Below are 22,764 nucleotides of genomic sequence, written 5' to 3' on the forward strand. Positions count from 1 at the left end.
ACAGGCGAACTCAGCAGCCTGAGTTGCTTTTTAGATTGTGATGCAAGTCGCAAAGTAGTGTAATTAGTGCTAGCAAGTAATTCGTAAGAATTCGCCTGATTATTCAGTTAAACCAAAAACAATGCGGAGTTTTTTAACAATGCCTAAAATTAAAACAGTACGTGGTGCTGCTAAGCGTTTCAAAAAAACAGCTTCTGGCGGTTTCAAACGTAAACAATCTCACTTACGTCATATTTTGACTAAAAAGACAACTAAACGTAAACGTCATTTACGTCATAAATCAATGGTTGCGAAAGCAGACCAAGTTTTAGTAGTAGCTTGCTTACCATACGCATAAGCCGTTATTTAAGCAAAACGTACGATTAGTTAAATTAGTTAAAAATATTACATAGGAGATTAAATAATGGCTCGTGTAAAACGTGGTGTTATTGCAAGAGCACGCCATAAGAAAGTTCTTAAGGCTGCTAAAGGTTATTATGGTGCACGTTCACGCGTGTATCGCGTTGCTTTCCAAGCGGTGATCAAAGCTGGTCAATACGCATATCGTGACCGTCGTCAACGTAAACGTCAATTCCGTCAATTATGGATTGCACGTATCAACGCTGCGGCTCGTCAAAATGGTTTATCTTACAGCAAATTTATCAACGGCTTGAAAAAAGCGTCTGTTGAAATCGACCGTAAGATCCTTGCTGATATCGCTGTATTCGACAAAGTAGCGTTTGCTGCGTTAGTAGAGAAAGCAAAATCTGCACTTTAATTTTTTAAAGTTTAGATTCAAAATTAGGACGCCCAAAGGCGTCCTTTCTTTTAGCATAAAAAAGTAATGCTCTTTACTTGCCTCATATTGATCTTGTTTCTGATAAGAAACATATGTGTAAATGACCAAGGGGAATTCACAGTATTGGGCAGTGTGCGAAGAGAGATGGTATGCTGCTTAATATCAAATCGTTGGACATTACCGTTATTAGTAAATGCTGCAGCGTGGTGAGGTCAGATGCTAGAAAAGAAAAAACCGCTATTCAAGGGAAATAGCGGTAATGTTTAAATATAAAAAACGAATAAAAAACTGCGCGTTGGCAGTGCACTAGCGCCTTATCTGACAGAGGTTTGAACAATAAGTTCCATGTTGTTCAAACTTTTTTAATTTAATGTATTAAAAGTGCGAATTTTTTCTTCAATACCTTCGCCATCCAATCCCAATTCATGCCACATTTCAGCTTGGTTACCTTGTGGAATAAAGTAATCCGGCAGACCCAGTTGTAATAACCAGTGAGCAGAGCCTTGAGCATTTAGCTCTTCTGCAACGGCAGAACCGGCACCACCTTGAATAGCATTTTCCTCTAAAGTGACGATCAGCTGATGGCTTTCCGCAATTTCTTTAATACGTTCCTTATCCAATGGTTTTACAAAACGCATATCGATGACTGTTGCATCAAGTTTCTCTGCGGCTTGCAGGGCGAATGGCAATAAGGTACCAAAGTTTAAAATAGCAATTTGACGACCTTGACGTACCAATTTGGATTGACCAATAGGCAATTCAGATAATGGCTCTAAATTTACCCCAATGGCGTTACCACGTGGGTAGCGTACCGCAGCCGGACAACCGGCTTGAAAACCGGTATAAAGCATCTGCCGGCACTCATTTTCATCACTTGGCGTCATGATTAACATGTTCGGAATACAGCGCATAAAACTCAAATCAAAGGCGCCCTGATGGGTTTGCCCGTCTGCTCCGACAATACCTGCTCGGTCAATGGCAAATAACACTGGAAGGTTTTGAATTGCGACATCGTGGATCAATTGATCGTAGGCACGTTGTAAGAATGTTGAGTAAATTGCCACCACCGGTTTATAACCACCGATAGCCAAACCCGCTGCGAAAGTTACCGCATGTTGTTCGGCAATTGCCACATCAAAATAACGCTCAGGGAAGCGTTCGGAAAATTCCACCATACCGGAACCTTCGCGCATTGCAGGGGTGATACCGATAACTTTGTCATCTCGTTCAGCCATTTCACATAGCCAGTCCCCAAAGATTTTGGAATAAGTTGGTTTAGCATTGGATTTAGGTAATTGGCCGCTGCTTGGGTCGAATTTAGGTACACCGTGGAAACCGATAGGATCGTTTTCCGCCGGAGCATAGCCTTTGCCTTTTTTAGTCTTAATATGTAAAAACTGCGGTCCTTTCAAATCGCGCATATTGCTTAGGGTAGCAATTAATTCATCAATATTATGGCCATCAATCGGACCAATATAATTGAAACCGAGTTCTTCAAATAGCGTACTTTCCGGTGAAAACATCACGCCCTTCATATGCTCTTCGGTTTTTTTCATGAAATTCTTAACGGTGGGCACTTTATCTAAGATTTTTTTACTGCCGTCGCGTACCGTTGAATAAAGCGAACCAGAGAAAATGCGGGCTAAATGATTATTTAGAGCTCCCACATTTTTGGAAATAGACATTTCATTATCATTTAGAATAACCAGCATATCGGTGTGTAATGCACCCGCATGGTTTAGTGCTTCAAAGGCCATTCCGGCAGTAATAGCGCCATCACCAATCACGCACACGGTCTTGCGGCCTGCGTTTTCTTTTTCTGCGGCAATCGCAACACCTAATCCAGCACCAATTGAGGTGGAGGAATGTCCAACGCTTAACACATCGAATTCGCTTTCACCACGCCAAGGGAAAGGATGTAGGCCATCTTTTTGACGAATCGTAGGCATACGATCGCGGCGCCCGGTTAAAATCTTATGCGGATAGGCTTGATGGCCAACATCCCAAATTAACTGATCAAACGGGGTTTTAAAAATATAGTGCAGTGCCACAGTCAATTCCACAGTTCCTAGTCCCGATGCCAAATGGCCACTGCTTTGACTAACCGATTCCAACAGATAACTCCGCAATTCCTGACAAAGCTGCGGCAGTTGGGATTTATCCAACAAGCGTAAGTCTTCCGGTGAATTAATAAGGGATAAAAGAGGGTAGTTGTTCATAGATTCGTTAGTCCTAAATATCCGCAAAATTAATTTTTGCGATTGACAATAAATTCGGCAAGCGCGCGTAACGCTTTGCTATCAAAAGGAATATCAGCTAAAGCCTGTAATGCATCCTGATACAGTTCTTGGGCTTTTTGTTTGGCACCGGTAAGCCCCAACAATTTCGGATAGGTGCTTTTGTCTAAATTCAGATCGGAACCCGCAGTTTTACCGAGAGTTGCTGTTTCACCTTCAATATCCAAAATATCATCCTGCACTTGAAAGGCTAATCCAATAGCTTGCGCATAACGCTGTAGCTGTTTGGCAAGAGTTGTATCGTTAAAATGTGGTGAACAAATAAATCCCATCATTAATGCAGCATTAAGCAAAGCACCGGTTTTATTCCGATGAATTAATTCCAATTCGGCTAGGCTTACCTGTTTATGCTCGGAAATAAGATCCAAACTTTGTCCCAAACACATCCCTTCCACACCGGAAGCCTGTGCTAAGGTTTTTACCAACAAGAGTTTTTGTTCGGCTGAAATCACCGGAGTTTCGGTGAGCATTTCAAAGGCTAAGGTTTGTAACGCATCTCCCGCTAAAATAGCAGTGGCTTCATCAAATGCGATATGACAAGTCGGTTGACCGCGGCGTAGGGCATCATCGTCCATTGCCGGCAAATCATCATGAATTAGGGAATAGGCATGCACCGCCTCAATTGCCGCTGCCGCATAGTCTAATGCTTGCGGAGTAGCGCCCAACATCTCACCGGTGGCATATAACAAAAATGGACGCACGCGTTTGCCGCCCAATAATAAACCATGCTTCATTGCATCGCGCAATGGTGCTTGATGGCTGTCGATAGCATTTAAACGCGCACTGAGAAAATCATTGATACGTTGTTGTGTTTGCAACAATTCGTTAGCAAATTGATAACTCATTATGAATTTCCTTGATAATCGGCTAATGGCGCATCGGCATTTTTTTGTAACAGAACTTGAATGCGTTGTTCTGCCTGTTGTAACCGTTCACGCCCTTGTTGAGCCAATTGAATACCGTTTTCAAATTCTTTTAAGGCTTCTTCCAAAGGAAGTTCACCACTTTCCAAACGGCTAACAATCGTTTCCAACTGTGCCAACGCGGTTTCAAAATCGATATCATTTGCCGCTTTACGTGCCATTATCAAGGCTCCTTTTGAGACGAAAAAAATTCGCGCCATTGTACGCTATTTTGTTAATGATGTTAAAACCTAATTTCCACGATTCACGGGATATCCGCATTAAAAATCAGCGTTTGGAAATAGTCGGCGGATCTAGGGTTGGAGGATTGCTAATAGACTTTTTCGCCGCATCGCGTAAAATACGCCGCATTTTTATTGAATCCGACCCAAATTATGAAATTTATCGTCAAACTTTTCCCTGAAATCATGATTAAAAGCGAAACTGTGCGTAAACGTTTCGCTAAAATTTTAACCAGCAATATTCGCAATATTTTGCAAAAGTTCGATAAGGAAGTTGCTGTGGTACGCCATTGGGACTACATTGAAGTGCGTTCTAAAAATGAGCAACACCGTCTTGAACTGATCGAATTGTTACAACGTATCCCAGGTATCCACCATTTTTTAGAAGTGGATGAAAAACCTTTTACTGATTTGCATCATCTATTCGAACTAACGTTAGCTGAAGTGGCCGAGAGTTTGCAAAATAAAACCTTTTGCGTACGTGTAAAACGTAAAGGCCATCATAGTTTCAGCTCTATTGAGGCGGAGCGTTATATCGGTGGTGGCTTAAATCAACATGTGGAATCTGCAAAGGTACGTTTGAAGAATCCGGATGTGACAGTACGCATTGACATTGAAGATGACAAAATGATGTTGATTAACGCTCGTCATCAAGGGCTTGGGGGTTATCCTATTGGCACCCAAGAGGATGTATTGTCATTAATTTCCGGCGGTTTTGACTCCGGTGTGTCTAGCTATATGTTATTGCGTCGTGGTTCTCGGGTGCATTATTGCTTCTTCAATTTAGGCGGAGCGGCACACGAAATCGGAGTGAAGCAAATGGCCTACCATATCTGGAATCGTTATAGCTCATCGCATAAAGTCCGTTTCATCGCAATTCCGTTTGAAGCTGTTGTTGGGGAAATTTTGGAAAAAGTCGACAATGGCCAAATGGGGGTCGTACTAAAACGTATGATGGTGCGGGCCGCTTCTCAAGTGGCGGCGCGTTTTGATATTCAGGCGATTGTTACCGGTGAAGCACTTGGCCAGGTTTCCAGCCAAACCCTTACTAATTTGCGCTTGATTGACGAAGCGGCAGATGCATTGGTGTTACGTCCGTTAATCAGCCATGATAAAGAGCAAATCATTGCTATGGCTAAGGAAATTGGTACCGAAGATATTGCTAAATCCATGCCAGAGTTTTGTGGTGTGATTTCCAAGAATCCAACCATTAAGGCGGTACGTGAAAAAATTCTTGCCGAAGAGAGCAATTTTGATTTCAGCGTATTGGAACAAGCAGTACAAAATGCCGATTATCTAGATATTCGGCAAATTGCTGAGCAAACGGAAAAAGAGGTCGTCTCAGTAGATGCTGTGTCAGTATTGGGCGAAAATGATGTGATTTTGGATATTCGCAGTCCGGAAGAAACCGATGAGCGTCCGTTTGTGGCTGAAGGCCATGAAGTCATGTTATTACCGTTTTACAAATTAAGCAGTCAATTTGGCGCGTTAGATCAAAGCAAAAATTATGTGCTTTATTGTGAACGTGGTGTGATGAGCAAATTACAGGCACTTTATTTAAAAGAAAACGGTTTTTCCAACGTACGCGTATTTGGAAAATAGATTTTTATATCAAGTGTAATAAAATCAATGGGTTATGTGTTATTTTTGCAAAAACTCTGATTTTTGAAGGGGCGTTTCAAACGCCCTTTTTTGTTGGGGGGCTGACAATAGCATTTGAATAATGTCTGAAATTATGCCACTCAGGTCTTGATTTTGGCCTCTTAGGTGAAAGGAGAAATTTCTTTATTTATTTTTCTATATAACCACTTTGTTGTAAATTTCACAAAAGCACTAGGCAATTGCATCATTAGCATTGTTATTTTTAGCTTAACTCCTTAGAATCCAAGCAGTTTTTATAGCATAACTCCGAGCTTGTTTAGCCTAAGTTTCCTGTATTGGAAATATGGCGGCAACGCCAATAACGAAGTTCGTTATTCAGGGATACGTCGGAAACGGTTTATCCTCTCCATTTTTAGAAAGGTGTGACATGCAATCTATCCCCATTAAAAACGTGAACGGGGGACATTTAGTCGATCCGTTTCAACGTCAATACTATTACTTACGGCTGTCGATTACCGATCAGTGTAATTTTCGCTGTAACTATTGCCTTCCTGATGGTTATCGTCCTGAAGCGAATAAACCACAGTTTCTAAGCTTAAGTGAAATTGATTATTTAGCGCGTGCATTTGCCGCTATGGGTACGGAAAAAATCCGTATTACCGGTGGGGAGCCGACCTTACGTAAGGACTTTTTACCGATCGCCGAAACGCTTGCTCAAATCGATGGTATTCGCCAATTGGCTCTAACGACTAACGGCTATCGTATGGCCAAGGATGTGGCAGCCTGGAAAGCGGCCGGTATTACTTCAATTAATGTTAGCGTGGATAGCTTAGATCCAAAGATGTTCCATCAAATCACCGGTATTAATAAATTTGATGAGGTGATGCGGGGCATCGATCTAGCTTTTGAAGTCGGCTATCAAAAAGTGAAAGTGAATTCGGTGTTGATGAAAGATGTTAACGATAGCGAATTTAGTCAATTTTTGGCCTGGATAAAAGACCGTCCAATTCAAATGCGTTTTATCGAATTGATGCAAACGGGCGAAATGGATGGGTTCTTCCAACGCCATCATTTATCAGGTCAATTGTTAGCAGATAAACTCCTCGAAAATGGTTGGCAATTGCAGCAAAAATCTCGTACCGATGGTCCGGCAAAAGTTTTTCGTCATGCGGATTACCGAGGCGAAATTGGCCTGATTATGCCTTATGAAAAAGATTTCTGCGCTAGTTGTAATCGTCTGCGGGTGTCAGCAAAGGGTAAATTGCACCTTTGTTTATTTGGTGAGGAAGGCATCGAATTGCGCGATTTATTACAATCAGCCGAACAGCAACCGTTGTTACAGGCTCGCATTTTTGCGGCTTTACAAGGTAAACGTGAACACCATTATTTGCATCAAGGCGATAGCGGCGTGCGGGCGCATTTAGCATCCATCGGCGGTTAGTATTTCCCATTGCGGCATTTGCCGCTTTTTCTTTTCCATTGACGCCGCTTGGCGCAAGATAAAAAAACGATCAGATAAACTTATGACTACATTTACCCATATCAATGCTCAAGGCGAAGCCAATATGGTGGACGTCTCCATGAAAGCGGACAGCGTACGCGAAGCGCGTGCGGAAGCATTTGTCACAATGTCACAAAATACTTTAGCAATGATTGTCGAAGGACGTCATCACAAAGGTGATGTTTTTGCTACCGCGCGTATTGCCGGCATTCAAGCGGCTAAACGAACTTGGGAATTGATCCCTTTATGCCATCCTTTATTGTTGTCCAAGGTTGAGGTAAATCTTGAGGCGTTACCACAGACCAATCAGGTACGCATAGAGTCCCTATGCAAATTAACCGGTAAAACCGGAGTGGAAATGGAAGCCTTAACCGCGGCATCCGTAGCAGCATTAACAATTTACGATATGTGTAAAGCAGTACAAAAAGACATTGTGATTGAAGGGGTTCGCTTATTAGAAAAAAGCGGTGGTAAATCTGGTCATTTTGTTGCCGATAAACAGGGAGTTGGCGCATGATTAAAGTATTATTTTTCGCTCAAACCCGAGAATTATTAGGTCGTGATGAAATTACTGTGGAACCTTCTTTCAACAATGTGGAAGAATTACGTGCGCATTTGGCCGCACAGAATGAACGTTGGGCGTTGGCCTTACAAAAGGATAAATTGTTGGTTGCCGTCAATCAAACGCTGGTATCTTTGGATAGCCCATTAAGTGATGCTGATGAAGTCGCTTTTTTCCCACCGGTGACCGGAGGCTAAATGGCGGATATTCAAATTGCGGTGCAATCACAAACCTTCGATCAAAATGCTGTCTATCAGTGGTTAAGTGAATCTCATTCAATTGGCGCTTCAGTGATTTTTGTTGGTAAAGTGCGTGATCTAAATTTAGGCGATAATGTGTCAAGTTTATTCTTAGAACATTATCCGGCAATGACCGAAAAGGCGTTACGTGAAATTGTTGAAGAAGCTTGTAGCCGTTGGCAGCTGGAACGGGTTTCGGTAATTCACCGAGTAGGCTTATTACATACCGGCGATGAAATTGTTTTAGTTGGTACAGCTTCGGCCCATCGTGGTGATGCTTATGCAGCCAATGAATTTATTATGGATTTTTTAAAATCGAAGGCACCTTTCTGGAAAAAAGAACAAACAGATCAGGGCGAACGTTGGATTGAAGCCCGTGATAGCGATAAACAGGCCTTAACCAAATGGTAGAGCAAGTAATAGCGGAAAATTTCTGGCAGCATAAATCCTTGCTAGATATGAATGAAGCTGAATGGGAGGCTCTTTGTGATGGTTGCGGTAAATGTTGTTATCGTAAATATATTCAAGGGCGAGGTAAACGGGAGCGGTTGCTATACACCCGTATTGCCTGTAATTTATTAGATACACAAACCGGTAAATGTCGTAATTATCCACAACGTTTTATATTAGAAAGTGATTGTACAAAACTTACTAAAAAGAATTTACCGGATTTTTGTTGGTTGCCGAAAACCTGCGCTTATCGCTTACTTTATGAAAACAAGCCATTACCTGATTGGCATCCATTAATTAGCCATGATCCGGATTCAATACGTAAAGCCGGGGTATTAATTGCCGATGGCGTACATGAACGGGATGTGATTGATTGGTTTGATTTTGTGATTGAAGAAGCATAAAAGTAACATACTCAATCTTCTCTCCGGCGCGTATTTAAAATGCTGATTACGCGCCTTTTTTATGCTAGAATTCGCCGTCATTTTTAACCATAACCCAAATATTAGGAATATCTATGAAAGTTTTAGAAGGCGCAATTGCCGCTCCTCAGGCAAAAATTGCGGTTGTTATTGCCCGCTTTAATAGTTTTATCAATGAAAGCCTATTGGAAGGCGCATTAGATGCATTAAAACGCGTTGGCCAAGTAAAAGATGAAAATATCACATTGGTGCGCGCACCTGGGGCCTATGAATTACCGTTAGTGGCTCGTCGTTTAGCTGATAGCAAAAAATTCGATGCAATCGTTGCGTTAGGTACTGTAATTCGCGGTGGTACGGCCCATTTTGAATACGTTGCCGGCGAAGCCAGCAGCGGTTTAGGGCAAGTTGCTATGCAGGCGGAAATCCCGGTAGCATTTGGGGTGTTAACGACTGAAAATATTGAACAAGCCATCGAGCGAGCCGGTACCAAAGCCGGTAATAAAGGTGCAGAGGCAGCTTTAGTCGCGTTGGAAATGGTTAATCTTTTACAACAAATTGATGCGGCCTAATCATGACAGATAATCAAAAACCGATGAAAAAAGTTTCGCCACGTCGTCGTGCCCGTGAATGTGCGGTACAAGCCTTATATTCTTGGGCTATTTCAGGTAATGCGCCGGAACAGGTAGAATTAGCATTCGTCGTAGACCAGGATTTAAAAGGTGTAGATAAACCTTATTTCAGTCGTCTTTTCCGTCAAACTGTAGTCAATGTGGATACCGTGGATTTCACAATGAGCCATTATTTGGATCGTGAATTAAACGAATTAGACCCAATTGAACGTGCAATTTTGCGTCTTGCAGTATATGAATTACAGTTTGAACCTGATGTCCCTTACAAAGTCGCAATTAATGAGGCGATTGAAGTTGCTAAGGTATTTGGTGCTGAAGAAAGCCATAAATATATTAATGGCGTGTTGGATAAAATTGCGCCTGCGTTAGGCCGAAAATAGTCGTTATCGCAAGGGCAGACCATTAAGTCTGCCCTTATTTTATTTATTTGTGCGAGGCAAAAATGGATAAGCCGTTAGATAAAATTAAATTAAAAAATCCTGTACATTTACTCGCCGTTGGTTTTGGCTCTGGATTGTTACGTCCCGCCCCCGGCACCTGGGGTAGTTTAGCCGCATTATTTATCGGTACGCCATTATTGATGTTGCTTGAGATAAAGGGATTTCTACTGTTTACCTTAATTTGTTTCGTATTAGGCTGTTATTTATGTCAAAAAACCGCTGACGATATGGGCGTACATGATCATGGTGCGATAGTGTGGGATGAATTCGTTGGAATGTTTCTGGTGATGGCCGCATTGCCTTCGCTGAGTTGGTCTTGGTTACTCACGGCATTTGTATTGTTTCGTTTGTTTGATATTTTCAAACCTTGGCCGATACGCTATTTCGACCAGAAATTAGAGAGCGGTTTCGGTATTATGATCGATGATGTATTAGCAGCCAGCTATGGTGTGTTAATAGTCATTGTGCTACGGAATTTGTTTTAGATGCTAAATCTGCTGATTGTTAATTTATTTGGACTACTATCGCCCGGTCCTGATTTCTTTTATGTTAGCCGAGTGGCCGCAATGAGTTCGCGTCGTGATGCATTATGTGCGGTCATCGGTATCAGCTTGGGGGTATTTATTTGGGCGAGTGCCACCATTTTGGGGTTGGCTGTGTTATTTACCGCAATGCCGGCGGTGCAGGGCATTATCATGATGTTAGGCGGTAGCTATTTAATTTATTTAGGTAGCCAAATGGTGCTGGTGCGCGAAAACGTGGCCTTTGCGGATACCGGCTTTAAACAAATTCAATATAAAAATGATGCTTGGAAGGAAATTCGCAAAGCCTTATGGGTCAATCTTTCCAATGCTAAGGTTGTCATTTTTTTCAGCAGTGTGATGTCGATGGTATTGAACGGTTTACATGAGCCGATTCAAATGCTCACTGCTTTAATGGCTATTGTGACGGAATGTTTTCTCTATTTTTATATTATTTCTGTGTTATTTTCCCGTCCAATAGCAAAACGTTTTTATAGCTGTTATAGCCGCTACATTGATAATGCGGCTGGCGTTATTTTTATCTTATTCGGCCTGTTTTTAATTTACAGCGGCGCCGTTGAAACCATTCAATCCCTTTAAGGAGGATATATGACTTTAAAAATTGCTATTGCCGGAGCCGGTGGTCGTATGGGACGCCAACTTATCCAAGCGGTACACAATGCTGAAGGTACAGAATTAGGCGCAGCCTTTGAGCGTAAAGGTTCTTCATTGGTGGGAACAGATGCCGGTGAATTAGCAGGAATCGGAGCCCTTGGAGTTATGGTTAGCGATGATTTAGCCGCACAACAAGATAAGTTTGATGTGTTAATTGATTTTACCCGCCCGGAAGGCACCTTGGAGCATTTGGCTTTCTGTGTAGCTAATCAGAAAAAAATTGTTATCGGTACAACCGGTTTTGATGAATCCGGCAAGGCGGCAATAGCTGCAGCAGCTGAAAAAATTTCCGTTGTATTTGCTTCAAACTTTAGTGTCGGTGTGAATTTGGTATTTAAATTATTGGAAAAAGCTGCCAAAGTGATGGGCGATTATTGCGATATTGAAATTATTGAAGCGCACCATCGGCATAAAGTGGATGCACCATCAGGTACAGCACTTTCCATGGGCGAACATATTGCGAAAACCCTTGGGCGTGATTTGAAAACCCATGGTGTATTTTGTCGCGAAGGGATCACCGGCGAACGTAAACGTGATGAAATTGGTTTCTCGACCATTCGTGCTGCTGATGTGGTGGGTGAACATAGTGTATGGTTTGCAGATATTGGCGAACGCGTTGAAATTGCCCACAAAGCTTCTAGTCGTATGACATTTGCCAATGGGGCAGTGCGTGCAGCCAAATGGTTAGAAGGCAGACCACAAGGTTTATTTGATATGACCGATGTGTTGGATTTAAATAATTTATAACGGTTGTCTTTGTTTTTTTAATACACTTACCATATAAAGGCACGCGCTTCTCAGCGGGTGCCTATTTTTTAAGTAACTAGCAGTAATACCAAATAGAGGATAAATAATGGCTTATCATGTTTCTTTAGTGAACACGGAAGATAATTCTCATAAATTAATCTTTAATAAAAATGGTTTTAGAGATTTCCTCTTGAAAGAATTCAACATGCAGGAATCCTTAGATGAACATGGTCAGCTTGAATTCTATTATGACAAGGAAGATGAATCTTTTACTATTTTTTATACGGAAGGGATTGAGGGCGAATATTACATTAATACTACGGATGATGAACATATTGAGAAATTGATCGCCATTGCCAACAAACTAAATGATGGCACAAGAGTAAGAGGTGATGAAGGTGAAACATATCTCTCTTTAGAAGAGGTATATATTCACCCGGATGACATCCAAGTAACACATTTATCTTTGATGGAGCGATTTAAACGATGGGTTCGGCGTAATACATGTCCCATTATATGGGGGGGTATTAGCATTAGCCTATTGATGTATAAAATCATTACGCGTGGATAAGCAAGATAGTTTTAAGTAGCTTACATAAAATACAATGAGCTCAAGGCTGTTAGGGGAAAGTATCTTAATAAATATGCTTATCACAGATCTAATTCAATATCCGTTTCCACCCGACAACAACACAGCAAAATCTCGTTGGGTTGAATAAAGGCAAGGGGCGCATCGGCGTAGGAAACCTTGCCTTTTTTGATCTTCACGCGACAAGAACCACAATAGCCTGAACGACATTGATATTCATGGTGAATTTGATGTTGTTCTAAAAAGTTAAGCAGGGATGTTTGGTTATCAAAATCTAAGGTGATTTGACGTTGAATAAGATGGATTTTCATGGAATCAAATAAAATAAAGTTTCGTCTATTGTAGAAGAAAGAGCATTAAAACTCACGGCTCTTTTGTTGTAAGATGGCAGCCTTATCACCACAGAGGGAAAAACGATGCGAATAGCTCCTAAATTAAGCCTAATTTCCAGTGTCCTTTTATTTACAGCTTGTAGCTCTATTGCAAAAGACCCAGTCAAACATATCGATATCTATGTGATGCCTTATTACGATGCGCGAGACGGACGTCTTGAGCAAATTAATATTAATAAAGATATTGATGGATTATTGCTGAAAAATACACAAAAAGATTTTGAAAAAGCGGTCGAGATTATTGAGAAAAAAGCAGATTTTGTTTCTCCAATGACAATGTTTGCGCTTTCTGCCAGAGCCTATGATTTCGGTTTACGCGATGCTGCCGTTGATTGGTATTATCGCGGGCAAAATCGCTTGATTACTGCACTTTCCGTATTGAATTTACCACCGCAAAGTGTGAGCGATAATACCGGTTTTGGTCAATTGGTTGGACAATTTGTTAATCCTTATGCCTATTGTGATTTAGCCAAACAACGCCGCGCTGCACAAAATGCAGTGGATTGGACTAAGGCACATCCGTATGCGGTGTTATTCCTAGAACAAGTCCCAGCGAAAAGTACAGATCGCAAAGCTGCATTGGCGGAGGCTGAAAACACATTACAGCAACGTCTTGCCGCACAGGACAAATTTTTTACCGATTCGGAAAAATTTGCCAAATGGCAAAAGGCACGGCAGGAAAATTTTGTTAATGAGCGTTTTTGTTGGTAAATAAAACGCCTCCTTGATTTTCAGAGTTTCTCTAAAAATAATGCGTAAGTCATTGATTTTATTATTGTTGGTTGAAAAGTATAAAATATTTTAAAAATTTATGGTTGCTTAAGAAATACTTAAGATTTTGTGTGTTTAATAGCTCCCAACAAAGCAATGAAGCAACAAGCTTTGTTTAATTGATGATTTAATTTTAGGAGAACATGATGAAAAAATTTACTTTAGCAGCACTTTTAGCTCTATCTACTTCAGCAGCCTTTGCCGGTTTCAATGGTGCTCCAGCGCAGGGCGGTTTCCAGGGTGGTAATCAAGGCCAACAGCTTACCGTTAAACAGGCGTTATCTGCCAAAGATAATTCTATGATTAGCTTGGTGGGGAACATCACTCAACAAGTTGATGGCGATGAATATCTTTTCACTGATGGCACCGAACAAATCAAACTGGAAATTAAAAACCGCGTTTGGAATGGTTTAAATGTCGGGCCGCAGGATAAAATCCGCGTTTACGGTAAATTGGATAATGAAGCCTTTGAAAAGGCTGAACTTGAAGTAATTAGTGTAGAAAAGGCACAATAAGCCATATCATTTGAAGTGGCGGGCAATGAAAGCCCGCCATTTTTTCATGTTATAAAGAAAATAGTACGGACAAGACGATGCGAATTTTATTAGTGGAAGACGATCCTTTAATCGGCAATGGATTGCAAATCGGATTATCAAAATCCGGCTTTATTGTTGATTGGTTTACCGATGGGCAAAGTGGATTAAATGCCTTAATGAGTGCACCCTATGATGCTGTGGTATTGGATTTAACCTTGCCTAAATTGGATGGCTTGGATGTATTAAAACAATGGCGTTCAAATAATCAAGATGTGCCTGTATTGATCCTAACTGCACGTGATACCTTGGATGAACGCATTAAAGGCATTCAACAAGGTGCCGATGATTATCTTTGCAAACCCTTTGCCTTGGCTGAAGTGGTGGTACGATTGCAGGCATTAATTCGTCGTCGTTATGGGCAAGTCAAACCACAAATTGAGCATGGCAATGTAAAACTCGATCCTGCTCAACGTAAGGTTTGGCTGGATAATCATGAAATTACATTAACCGGGCGTGAATATAAATTGCTTGAGCTTTTTATGCTGAATAAAGAACGAGTGCTTTCACGTGCGACCATTGAAGAAAAATTGTCAAATTGGGATGAAGAATTAAGTAGCGGTGCATTGGATGTACATATTTATAATTTGCGTCAAAAACTGGGTAAACAATTTATTCGTACTGTACATGGCGTAGGCTATGCTTTAGGACAAGTTAATGAAAAATAAACGACTGAGTTTTCGTCTCTTAATCGGTTTAAGTTTGACCGCACTTTGTGTGTGGTGCATAGCAACAGCGGTTGCCTGGAAAGTAGTAAAAAAAGAAGCCAGAGATGTATTTAATGCGCAACAAGTGCTTTTTGCCGAGCGTTTGGCAACCTCTGATTTACAAAATGTATTGCTGGGTGAACATGCAAATTTCCCGCGCGGTGGCTTTAAACCGCAGAAACGTCATTATGACAATGATGCATTAGCCTTTGCTATATTTTCTAACAAAGGTGAAAGATTATTAACCGATGGTGATAATGGCGACAAATTTATTTTCAAAAGTAAAACCGGATTTAGTAAAGAGCGTATTTTAGATGATGACGATGAATGGTTGATTTATTGGCAACCTGTTGGTAATGGCGAATTGGTGATTGCCGTAGGCCAAGAGCTGGAATATCGCGAAGAGTTGGTCAATAAAATGGTCTTCAGCCAAACTGGGATTTGGTTTGCCGGATTACCAGTCCTATTATTGGTTGCTTTTATTGTGATTTATCGTGCCTTAAAACCGATTAATCGATTGAGTCAAAACGTACAAGCTCGCCGACCTGGTGATGTATCATTATTAGAAACCGATGATGTGCCAACGGAGATTTTGCCGTTAGTCCGTAATTTGAATCAGTTTTTTGCCCGTACCGGAGAACAGTTGGAGCGGGAACGTCGTTTTGTTTCCGATGCAGCACATGAATTACGCAGCCCATTGGCGGCATTGCGTATTCAAACGGAAGTCGCACAGTTGGCTGGCGATGATGCCCAAACACGAGAAACGGCTTTAGCACATTTAACTCAAGGTATTGATCGGGCTAGCCAATTAATCGAACAGCTTCTAACACTTTCCCGTTTAGATAATCTCAAGGAATTAGACAATCAAGCCCCAATTCATTGGTCTGAAATTATTACCTCACTTATCAGTGAGTTGTATTTCACTGCACAGCAACGTCAAATTGAATTGCAGTTTGAGCATCAGGGCGAGCCTGTGATTAAATCTGGGCAGCCATTATTACTTGCACAAATGTTGAGAAACTTGTTGGATAATGCGATGAAATATTGTCCACAAGGCACTCAGGTGCGTGTGATTCTGCAGCCTCGTAAAATTCTTATTGAAGATAATGGTGGTGGTGTTGCGCCGGAAGAGTTGGCTAAACTGGGACAACGTTTTTATCGCCCAGCGGGGCAAAATGAAAAGGGAAGTGGACTGGGATTGTCCATTGTGGCAAGGATAGCGGAATTGCATCATTACCGTTTTCGCTTAGAGAATATTGAGATTGAGGGAAGAGTTCAAGGTCTGCGGGCGATAATTGAGTTATAAAAAAGGGCACCGATGTGCCCTTGGTCATTATAAGATGCCGCCGATGAGTTCCAAGCGGCCTTTTTCAACCTTAATTTCCTTAGCAAATTTTTTAATCAACATTTCCTTCATATCACTTTCATCTAAGGTATAGACCGGCATTTGGCTTAATAGCGCGGCGATGCCATCACTTAATAATGGCATTACACTTTGCAATTGTTCCATTACGCTGTTTGGTTCGCCCGACCAACGTAAAATCCGCAGTTCCTTTAAATAGAGTGCGCCTTTCTCGGCATTATATTGTGGAATGGCATCAAAGGTTAGGTGCAGTTTGGCCGGATAGGTTTTTCCCGACAGATGAATCATACTATCCACCAAACCGCTCATCTCCACACGGTTGTCACTCTTTTGGCCAATTTGGGCAACCAAATCCTTTAGCGCATAATCTACAGAAAATAATCCCGGAATGCCGAGTTTGTCATTAATCGCGCCTTTTTCACGTAAATAATGATTAATTTGTTGTTCGCTAATGCTGAAAGGCGAAGCCGCTACAGTTAGGCTACTAAAGGTTAAAATTAATATCGCCAATGCCTTGTTAAAAAGTCTCATTCAATCTCCAAGTTTGAAAGAAAAGCAAAATTTTGTAGAATGTAGCCTTAATTTTTTAACGATACAATAATAATTTTAGGTGGAAAACATGACTTTGGCTTTCAAAGCCCATGTGCAAACGCTTTTGCAAGAACACCGCGGTGAGCGGGTTTTTTGTTTTGAACACTTAGGGAAAACCTTTTGGCTTAAACAGCCGGAACAACTACGCGGCGTGTGGTTGCTGTTAAAACCGCACCCCAAACAAGCCTTTCTTGAAGAACGCGAGATTTTACAACAACTCAATGCCCTTGATGCACCGGTTCCTAAATTGTGTGATTTTGGTGATGATTATATGGTGTTGGAGGATGCCGGAATCACTCTCAATAACTGGTTAAATAATGATAAATTAACTTGGCCACAGAAAGAGGTTATTTTACAAACAGCAATACGGGCTTTAATAGCATTACATCAACAGGGAATTATTCACGGTCGTCCGGCGGTTCGTGATATTGCTTGGCAGGATGGTGAAATTCGTTTTATGGATTTTGAATCCCATTCCAAGAGCCAAAATATCCATTGGTTGATCAGCCGTGATATATTGGCTTTCCTAGATAGTCTCTGTCGAGAGAAAGCCTTAAATGATGAACAACTTGATAATTTATTTGCCTATTATAGAACCCATTGTCCGACAGAGTATTGGGCGGATATGCAAGCCTATGTTGGGAAATTCCGTTGGCTATATTATTTGTTGCTACCGTTTAAACCCATTGCGCGAACGGATTTGTTGGCGATTTATCGGTTGTTTGAACACTTAAAAAAGGAAAATTTATGAAAAAATTATTCTTACTCTTAGCTTTATCCGCTTTAGTCAGCGGTTGTTCGGTGGGCGTTGGTGCCTCCGGTGGTAGCAACGGCATCGGAGCAGGCATTGGTATTGGTACGGGGATTGGCTTTTAAAACGCCCCCTGATATTTTTGCGTTTTCCTAAAAATGGATGCTAAGTCATTGATTTTATTAGGGGTAGTTTGAAAATGAAAAATGCGCTTTATTTTGCGGTTTTTTCTCAAAAAAAGCCTTGCATTTTTGATTTAGATCACTATAATACGCGCCATATTTCGGACGCGGGGTGGAGCAGCTTGGTAGCTCGTCGGGCTCATAACCCGAAGGCCGTCGGTTCAAATCCGGCCCCCGCAACCAATACAAGTTCAGTGAAAGAACCCCAATTTGGGGTTTTTTTATACAAGAAAATCAATAAAACTGGGCTTAGGTTTTTTTTAAAACCTAGCCTTTTTTTATGCCTGAAATTTGCCTTTGGCATTTTGGGCGAATCGTTTGGGAGGTCAATTTTGGCAACATTGGAACAGAAATTACAGGATATGCTACAAGGCGCGGTAGAAGATGCCGGCTGCCAATTGTGGGGCATTGAATGTCAACGCAGCGGTCGTTTTATGACGGTGCGTATTTTTATCGATAAGGATGGCGGAGTTACCGTAGATGATTGTGCCGACGTGAGCCGCGATGTGAGCGCCATTTTGGACGTCGAAGATCCGATTGCCGATAAATACAATCTGGAAGTGTCTTCGCCGGGATTGGATCGTCCGCTATTTACTTTAGCGCAATATGCCCGCTATATCGGCGAAACAATTAACGTGCATTTGCGTATTCCGGTGGCCGATCGCCGCAAATGGCAAGGCAAATTGGAGAAAATCGACAATGATATGCTGACCCTATTAGTGGATGATAAAGAGCAGGTGTTGGTATTTGGCAATATTCAAAAAGGCAACTTGGTTGCTAAATTTTAAGGAGAACCCCAAAAAATGAGTAAAGAGATTTTATTAGCGGCTGAAGCCGTATCAAATGAAAAATTATTACCGCGTGAAAAGATTTTTGAAGCGTTAGAAAGTGCTATTGCCCTTTCTACCAAGAAAAAATATGAATATGAAATCGATGTCCGCGTAAGCATCAATCCAAAAACCGGCGAGTTTGATACTTTCCGTCGTTGGTTAGTGGTTGATGAAGTGACTGTGCCAACCAAAGAAATTACCTTGGAAGCGGCGCAGTTCGAAAATCCAAACATTCAACTAGGCGATTATATTGAAGATCAAATCGAATCTATCGCCTTTGACCGTATTGCGATGCAAACTGCCCGTCAAGTGATCAGCACAAAAATTCGTGAAGCGGAACGTGCCAAAGTGGTTGAGCAGTTCTTATCCGAAGAAGGCAAGATCGTTACCGGTACCGTGAAAAAAGTGAATCGTGAAAGCATCGTTTTAGACTTAGGTAATAAAGCTGAAGCGGTGATTATGCGCGAAGATATGCTACCGCGTGAAAATTTCCGTCCAGGCGACCGTGTTCGTGGTGTGCTTTATAAAGTGAATCCGGAAGGTAAAAACGCGCAATTATTCGTTACCCGTGCTAAATCCGATATGTTGGTGGAATTATTCCGCATCGAAGTACCGGAAATTGGCGAAGAAATGATTGAAATTAAAGGCGCAGCCCGTGATCCGGGTTCTCGTGCGAAAATCTCGGTAAAATCTAACGATAAACGTATCGACCCGGTGGGTGCTTGTGTAGGTATGCGCGGTGCGCGTGTTCAAGCGATTACTAATGAATTGGGCGGTGAACGCGTGGATATCGTACTTTGGGACGACAATCCGGCACAATACGTGATCAATGCGATGGCTCCGGCAGATGTGACTTCTATCATCGTGGATGAAGATAACCACTCCATGGATATTGCAGTAGATGCTGATAACTTAGCGCAAGCTATTGGTCGTAACGGTCAAAATGTGCGTTTAGCGACTCAATTAACCGGTTGGACATTGAACGTGATGACCACCGAACAGCTAAATGAAAAGCACCAAGCGGAAGATAATAAAATTATCAACCTATTTATGGAAAGTTTGGAATTGGATGAAGAATTTGCCCAAATCTTGGTGGATGAAGGCTTTACCAGCTTAGAAGAAATCGCCTATGTGCCGGTGAGCGAATTAACGGCTATCGATGGTTTGGAAGACGAAGATTTGGTTGAGGAATTACAAACCCGCGCCAAGGATGCGATCAGTGCCAAGGCAGCAGCCGAAGAAGCTGCATTAAAACAAGCGAATATTGAAGAACGTTTGTTAAATCTTGATGGTATGAATCGTCATATCGCATTCAAATTAGCAGGAAAACAAATCACCACCTTAGAAGCCCTAGCGGAACAAGGTGTGGATGATTTAGCCGATATCGAAGAATTAACCGCAGAGCAAGCGGCCGATTTAATTATGGCTGCACGTAATATTTGCTGGTTCGGCGAAGAGTAAGGAGTTTTTATGACAGATGAGAAAAAAGCGGATAATGCCGCACCGAAAAAATTAAGTATTCAACGCCGTACCAAAACTACGGTTAATGCGACCACTGTTGGCGGAAAAGCCAAAGCGGTGCAAGTTGAAGTTCGTAAAAAACGTACCGTACCAACCGAAGCTGCACAAAAAGAAGCCGCTTTGAAAGCGCAACAAGAAGCCGAAGCACAACAAGCTGCTGCAAAAGCTGCCGCGGAAAAAGCCGCTGCAGAAAAGGCTGCTGCTGAGAAAGCGGCTGCGGAAAAAGCTCAAGCAGTAAAAGCACAGGCAGAAGCTAAAGCACAAGAAATCAAAGCGAAAGCGGTTGACCCGGAAAAAGAAAAGCGCAAAGCCGAAGAAGCAGAATTACGTCGTAAAGCGGAAGAGTTAGCCCGCCAAAAAGCGGAAGAACAAGCCCGTAAAGCGGCAGAAGAAGCTAAACGTTATGCGGATGCGGAAACATCAAATACTGAAAGCACTTCAGAAGATTATTCTGACTACAATTTAAGTTCCCGTTATGCCTTAGAAGCGGAAGACGAAGAAGAACGTCGCAACGAAAATCGCGGTCGTGGCAAAAATAAAGTCGCTAAAGCGAAAAAAGAACGTGACGATGCGAAAGGCACTAAAAACGAACGTGAATCTAACCGTAAAAACCAAAAAGACGGTAAATTCGGTAAAGGTAAAAATGGTAAGAAAGGTGCTGCATTACAACAAGCCTTCACTAAACCTGTACAGGCTGTGAAAGTGGATGTTGTGATCGGTGAAACCATCACTGTGGCAGAACTTGCCAATAAAATGGCGATCAAAGCGACCGAAATCATCAAAACGATGATGAAGATGGGCGAAATGGTGACCATCAACCAAGTGCTTGACCAAGAAACTGCACAATTAGTGGCAGAAGAATTAGGTCATAAAGTGATTCTTCGCAATGAAAATGAACTTGAAGAGGCAGTATTAGGCGATCGCGATATCAATGCTGAAAAAGTAACCCGTGCTCCGGTAGTGACTATTATGGGTCACGTTGACCATGGTAAAACCTCATTGCTTGACTACATTCGTAAAGCGAAAGTGGCAGCAGGCGAGGCCGGTGGTATTACTCAACACATTGGTGCGTACCACGTAGAAATGGACGATGGCAAAATGATCACCTTCTTAGATACTCCGGGACACGCGGCATTTACCTCAATGCGTGCTCGTGGTGCGAAAGCAACGGATATCGTAGTCCTTGTTGTTGCAGCGGACGATGGTGTGATGCCTCAAACCATTGAAGCAATTCAACATGCTAAAGCAGCGGGTGCGCCTTTAGTGGTTGCAGTGAACAAAATTGATAAACCGGAAGCCAACCCGGATCGTGTAGAACAAGAATTACTACAACATGAAGTGATTTCTGAAAAATTCGGTGGTGATGTGCAATTCGTACCGGTTTCCGCGAAGAAAGGTATTGGTATTGATGATTTATTGGATGCCATCCTATTGCAATCTGAAGTACTTGAATTAACCGCAGTGAAAGATGGTATGGCAAGTGGTGTGGTGATCGAATCCTACCTTGATAAAGGTCGTGGTCCGGTAGCAACTATTCTTGTTCAATCCGGTACTTTACATAAGGGTGATATCGTTCTTTGTGGCTTCGAGTATGGTCGTGTACGTGCAATGCGTGATGAAAACGGTCAAGAAATCGATGAAGCCGGCCCATCTATTCCGGTGGAAGTCTTAGGTCTTTCCGGGGTGCCGGCTGCGGGGGATGAAGCTACCGTTGTCCGCGATGAGAAAAAAGCCCGTGAAGTGGCGTTACACCGTCAAGGCAAATTCCGTGAAGTGAAACTGGCCCGTCAACAAAAAGCGAAATTGGAAAACATGTTTACCAATATGACCGAAGGCGATGTGGCTGAGTTGAATATCATCGTGAAAGCGGACGTACAGGGTTCTGTTGAAGCTATCGTACAATCGTTACAAGAACTTTCTACCGATGAAGTGAAAGTGAAAGTTGTTGGCTCCGGTGTGGGGGGGATTTCTGAAACCGATGCGACTTTAGCCGCAGCTTCAAATGCGATTATGGTTGGCTTTAACGTTCGTGCGGATGCTTCTGCCCGTCGTATTATTGAAGCGGAAAATATCGACCTTCGTTATTATTCCATCATTTATGAATTATTAAATGATGTGAAAGCAGCGATGAGCGGTATGTTACAACCTGAATTCAAACAAGAAATTATTGGCTTGGCTGAAGTACGTGATGTGTTCAAACATCCGAAATTCGGTGCTATCGCCGGTTGTATGGTAACCGAAGGGGTAGTAAAACGTAACAACCCAATCCGTGTATTACGTGACAACGTTGTTATCTTTGAAGGTGAATTGGAATCCCTCCGTCGCTTTAAAGATGACGTAGCTGAAGTGCGTAACGGTATGGAATGTGGTATCGGCGTGAAAAACTACAATGACGTAAAAGTCGGCGACCAAATCGAGGTGTTTGAAGTCGTTGAAATTAAACGTTCAATCTAATCGGTAAAAAGAA

The 22,764-nt window shown here is 42.0% G+C and carries 28 protein-coding genes, 1 tRNA gene and 1 riboswitch; of the genes, 24 read left to right on the forward strand and 5 right to left on the reverse strand.

Annotated elements, in window-relative coordinates; all coding sequences use genetic code 11:
• Positions 1-139 precede the first annotated feature (139 nt).
• Together rpmI and rplT are read left to right on the forward strand one after the other, a co-directional pair.
• The gene (rpmI, locus tag CKV74_RS07805) at positions 140-337 is read left to right on the forward strand and encodes a 50S ribosomal protein L35 (protein WP_005596065.1); all 198 of its coding nucleotides are present in this window, start codon (positions 140-142) and stop codon (positions 335-337) included.
• Positions 338-403: 66 nt separating this feature from the next.
• Positions 404-757: a 50S ribosomal protein L20 gene (gene rplT / locus CKV74_RS07810; RefSeq protein WP_005596075.1), complete on the forward strand. Its 354-nt coding sequence runs from the start codon at positions 404-406 to the stop codon at positions 755-757.
• A 383-nt stretch (positions 758-1,140) separates the two neighbouring features.
• Here the strand turns inward: rplT and dxs are convergent, their stop codons facing one another.
• From dxs to xseB, 3 genes are read right to left on the reverse strand one after another with little or no spacing between them, the layout of a single operon-like run.
• Positions 1,141-2,997, reverse strand: coding sequence for a 1-deoxy-D-xylulose-5-phosphate synthase (gene dxs / locus CKV74_RS07815; protein ID WP_095176974.1), 1,857 nt, complete (start codon positions 2,995-2,997; stop codon positions 1,141-1,143).
• A gap of 29 nt (positions 2,998-3,026) precedes the next feature.
• Positions 3,027-3,920 (reverse strand): (2E,6E)-farnesyl diphosphate synthase, encoded by an 894-nt coding sequence (gene ispA / locus CKV74_RS07820; RefSeq protein ID WP_007243413.1) that lies wholly within the window; start codon positions 3,918-3,920, stop codon positions 3,027-3,029.
• Positions 3,920-4,159 (reverse strand): exodeoxyribonuclease VII small subunit, encoded by a 240-nt coding sequence (gene xseB, locus CKV74_RS07825; RefSeq protein ID WP_007243397.1) that lies wholly within the window; start codon positions 4,157-4,159, stop codon positions 3,920-3,922. Before xseB ends, ispA begins: the two co-directional genes overlap by 1 nt.
• 213 nt (positions 4,160-4,372) lie before the next feature.
• Between xseB and thiI the strand changes: the two genes are divergently transcribed.
• The 12 genes from thiI to CKV74_RS07885 all read left to right on the forward strand — a co-directional run bounded on the left by thiI (position 4,373) and on the right by CKV74_RS07885 (position 12,578).
• Positions 4,373-5,821 (forward strand): tRNA uracil 4-sulfurtransferase ThiI, encoded by a 1,449-nt coding sequence (gene thiI / locus CKV74_RS07830; protein WP_039847933.1) that lies wholly within the window; start codon positions 4,373-4,375, stop codon positions 5,819-5,821.
• Between the two features lie 292 nt (positions 5,822-6,113).
• Positions 6,114-6,260: riboswitch (molybdenum cofactor riboswitch) on the forward strand.
• A complete protein-coding gene (moaA, locus tag CKV74_RS07835; protein ID WP_007243414.1) occupies positions 6,249-7,262 on the forward strand; it encodes a GTP 3',8-cyclase MoaA in 1,014 nt (337 codons plus the stop codon). It overlaps the preceding riboswitch by 12 nt.
• Before the next feature lie 82 nt (positions 7,263-7,344).
• Entirely contained in the window at positions 7,345-7,839 is a 495-nt protein-coding gene (gene moaC / locus CKV74_RS07840) for a cyclic pyranopterin monophosphate synthase MoaC (RefSeq protein ID WP_007243425.1), read from the forward strand.
• Positions 7,836-8,081, forward strand: coding sequence for a molybdopterin synthase sulfur carrier subunit (gene moaD / locus CKV74_RS07845; protein ID WP_007243432.1), 246 nt, complete (start codon positions 7,836-7,838; stop codon positions 8,079-8,081). Before moaC ends, moaD begins: the two co-directional genes overlap by 4 nt.
• Entirely contained in the window at positions 8,082-8,534 is a 453-nt protein-coding gene (gene moaE / locus CKV74_RS07850) for a molybdopterin synthase catalytic subunit MoaE (protein WP_007243365.1), read from the forward strand.
• Complete coding sequence (locus CKV74_RS07855) at positions 8,528-8,977, forward strand: YcgN family cysteine cluster protein (RefSeq protein ID WP_007243393.1); 450 nt, start codon at positions 8,528-8,530, stop codon at positions 8,975-8,977. Before moaE ends, CKV74_RS07855 begins: the two co-directional genes overlap by 7 nt.
• 113 nt (positions 8,978-9,090) lie before the next feature.
• The gene (gene ribH, locus CKV74_RS07860) at positions 9,091-9,564 is read left to right on the forward strand and encodes a 6,7-dimethyl-8-ribityllumazine synthase (protein WP_007243405.1); all 474 of its coding nucleotides are present in this window, start codon (positions 9,091-9,093) and stop codon (positions 9,562-9,564) included.
• A gap of 2 nt (positions 9,565-9,566) precedes the next feature.
• Positions 9,567-10,004, forward strand: coding sequence for a transcription antitermination factor NusB (gene nusB / locus CKV74_RS07865; protein ID WP_007243402.1), 438 nt, complete (start codon positions 9,567-9,569; stop codon positions 10,002-10,004).
• A gap of 62 nt (positions 10,005-10,066) precedes the next feature.
• Positions 10,067-10,549, forward strand: coding sequence for a phosphatidylglycerophosphatase A family protein (locus CKV74_RS07870; protein WP_095176975.1), 483 nt, complete (start codon positions 10,067-10,069; stop codon positions 10,547-10,549).
• Positions 10,550-11,185, forward strand: coding sequence for a LysE family transporter (locus tag CKV74_RS07875; RefSeq protein WP_007243377.1), 636 nt, complete (start codon positions 10,550-10,552; stop codon positions 11,183-11,185).
• A 9-nt stretch (positions 11,186-11,194) separates the two neighbouring features.
• On the forward strand, positions 11,195-12,007 hold the full coding sequence (dapB, locus tag CKV74_RS07880) for a 4-hydroxy-tetrahydrodipicolinate reductase (RefSeq protein ID WP_007243389.1): 813 nt from the start codon (positions 11,195-11,197) through the stop codon (positions 12,005-12,007).
• 106 nt (positions 12,008-12,113) lie between these two features.
• The gene (locus tag CKV74_RS07885; protein WP_007243437.1) at positions 12,114-12,578 is read left to right on the forward strand and encodes a hypothetical protein; all 465 of its coding nucleotides are present in this window, start codon (positions 12,114-12,116) and stop codon (positions 12,576-12,578) included.
• 80 nt (positions 12,579-12,658) lie between these two features.
• Here CKV74_RS07885 and yfaE read toward each other — a convergent pair whose 3' ends face one another.
• Positions 12,659-12,907 carry a class I ribonucleotide reductase maintenance protein YfaE gene (gene yfaE, locus CKV74_RS07890; RefSeq protein ID WP_007243438.1) on the reverse strand — a complete coding sequence of 83 codons (249 nt, stop codon included), beginning with the start codon at positions 12,905-12,907 and terminating at the stop codon, positions 12,659-12,661.
• Between the two features lie 105 nt (positions 12,908-13,012).
• Between yfaE and CKV74_RS07895 the strand changes: the two genes are divergently transcribed.
• The 4 genes from CKV74_RS07895 (at position 13,013) to qseC (ending at position 16,365) form a co-directional block, all read left to right on the forward strand.
• Complete coding sequence (locus tag CKV74_RS07895) at positions 13,013-13,699, forward strand: hypothetical protein (RefSeq protein WP_007243364.1); 687 nt, start codon at positions 13,013-13,015, stop codon at positions 13,697-13,699.
• 206 nt (positions 13,700-13,905) lie between these two features.
• A complete protein-coding gene (locus CKV74_RS07900) occupies positions 13,906-14,274 on the forward strand; it encodes a YgiW/YdeI family stress tolerance OB fold protein (RefSeq protein WP_039847930.1) in 369 nt (122 codons plus the stop codon).
• A 77-nt stretch (positions 14,275-14,351) separates the two neighbouring features.
• Positions 14,352-15,020, forward strand: a complete 669-nt coding sequence (locus CKV74_RS07905) for a response regulator (protein WP_007243381.1) — start codon at positions 14,352-14,354, stop codon at positions 15,018-15,020.
• On the forward strand, positions 15,010-16,365 hold the full coding sequence (qseC, locus tag CKV74_RS07910) for a quorum sensing histidine kinase QseC (protein WP_007243439.1): 1,356 nt from the start codon (positions 15,010-15,012) through the stop codon (positions 16,363-16,365). Before CKV74_RS07905 ends, qseC begins: the two co-directional genes overlap by 11 nt.
• Positions 16,366-16,392: 27 nt before the next feature.
• Here the strand turns inward: qseC and CKV74_RS07915 are convergent, their stop codons facing one another.
• Entirely contained in the window at positions 16,393-16,953 is a 561-nt protein-coding gene (locus tag CKV74_RS07915) for a YceB family lipoprotein (RefSeq protein ID WP_007243363.1), read from the reverse strand.
• A gap of 88 nt (positions 16,954-17,041) precedes the next feature.
• Between CKV74_RS07915 and CKV74_RS07920 the strand changes: the two genes are divergently transcribed.
• The 6 genes from CKV74_RS07920 to infB all read left to right on the forward strand — a co-directional run bounded on the left by CKV74_RS07920 (position 17,042) and on the right by infB (position 22,751).
• Positions 17,042-17,764 (forward strand): BUD32 family EKC/KEOPS complex subunit, encoded by a 723-nt coding sequence (locus CKV74_RS07920; protein WP_095176976.1) that lies wholly within the window; start codon positions 17,042-17,044, stop codon positions 17,762-17,764.
• Complete coding sequence (locus CKV74_RS10635; RefSeq protein WP_095176977.1) at positions 17,761-17,889, forward strand: hypothetical protein; 129 nt, start codon at positions 17,761-17,763, stop codon at positions 17,887-17,889. Before CKV74_RS07920 ends, CKV74_RS10635 begins: the two co-directional genes overlap by 4 nt.
• A 163-nt stretch (positions 17,890-18,052) precedes the next feature.
• A tRNA-Met gene (locus tag CKV74_RS07930) sits at positions 18,053-18,129 on the forward strand.
• Between the two features lie 149 nt (positions 18,130-18,278).
• Positions 18,279-18,734: a ribosome maturation factor RimP gene (gene rimP, locus CKV74_RS07935; RefSeq protein ID WP_007243372.1), complete on the forward strand. Its 456-nt coding sequence runs from the start codon at positions 18,279-18,281 to the stop codon at positions 18,732-18,734.
• A gap of 15 nt (positions 18,735-18,749) precedes the next feature.
• Positions 18,750-20,237, forward strand: coding sequence for a transcription termination factor NusA (gene nusA, locus CKV74_RS07940; RefSeq protein WP_007243394.1), 1,488 nt, complete (start codon positions 18,750-18,752; stop codon positions 20,235-20,237).
• A 9-nt stretch (positions 20,238-20,246) separates the two neighbouring features.
• Positions 20,247-22,751: a translation initiation factor IF-2 gene (infB, locus tag CKV74_RS07945; RefSeq protein ID WP_095176978.1), complete on the forward strand. Its 2,505-nt coding sequence runs from the start codon at positions 20,247-20,249 to the stop codon at positions 22,749-22,751.
• Positions 22,752-22,764 lie beyond the last annotated feature (13 nt).

This window comes from Haemophilus pittmaniae (assembly GCF_900186995.1).
GTDB lineage: Bacteria > Pseudomonadota > Gammaproteobacteria > Enterobacterales > Pasteurellaceae > Haemophilus_D > Haemophilus_D pittmaniae.